Raw genomic sequence first — 985 nt, 5'->3', positions numbered from 1 at the left:
GTAGGTATCGGGGAAACTGAACTTGCGTCCATCCCGTTGCAACAATCCAATGACCTTGGGAATATCGCCGTCGAATTCTTCGATCAGCGCATTGAGGATTTTTCCGTACTGACGGCGCATCCAATACGCCGCCGTTAACACATCACACGCCACACGCTTTTCAGGGCGAGGCTTGGTATTAAAGGCAGGAGCGCTACTTATAGACGCACTAAAGGCATTCAAAGCGGCAAACGCGCCATCAGGATTTAATAGGGCATCGATGTCCCATTTTTTCAGTTCACACTCGGTGCGATACCAGACCATACCGTTTTGCGCGAGATTCTGCTCAAGTGCCTTGTTGTAGATACGCCAGTAAATGCGGGACGTTCGTGAGCCAACGGTGACCATTTCTTGGCTATAGTGTTTCGCGCCGTTGTCACCAAAGCGGTATTTGTGGTTTTCATTCACGGTCGGAGAAATGCCGCGTGAGGCAGTACGAAACGCATCTTCGTAAGCGGCTTTTAAGGCGTACTCACAATCAAACAAACCGTGATAGTCGTCGTAAGCCAAATCCAGACGCGCCAATTGTTGAACGCCTAACACATTGGATAACCAACCGTGCAGCTCCCACGCTTGCAACTTGGCAAACACGTGCTTGCAGCCCGTACCGTTTATCTGAAAGTGAACTGAATCTTGATTTCCGCCAATCCCCACAAAGCCGCAAAAGTCTTCGCCGTCTGCGGTCGTGAGTTTCATCGACTCGGTGTAGAACTGGAAACCAAATCCACGAGGTGCATTCAAGGTTAAACCGAGCACATGAGTGACGAACAATTTCAAACAGCGATCCAAATATTCCGTGTACTGAATTCGGAAGAAGTCACGATAAGCCTCAATGTCTTCGGCGCTGTGCGCACGAAAATCGGTATTGAAGACAGGCTCTTGCGGGAAAAAGCGCGCTATGGGATTTATCATTAAAGTGTTACGGCGTGACTTTTTCTTCACATCG

General features: G+C 49.1%; 1 protein-coding gene. It reads right to left on the bottom strand.

The window, feature by feature from the left end; translation table 11 throughout:
* Positions 1-985, bottom strand: a 985-nt coding sequence (locus ACOSVQ_RS20625; protein ID WP_491984301.1) for a replication initiation factor domain-containing protein, incomplete at both ends; no start/stop codon positions are given.

Source organism: Vibrio sp. HM8-C (assembly GCF_058630515.1).
The sequence above is the reverse complement of the archived record's forward strand: the minus strand, read 5'-3'. Positions and strand labels throughout refer to the sequence as shown.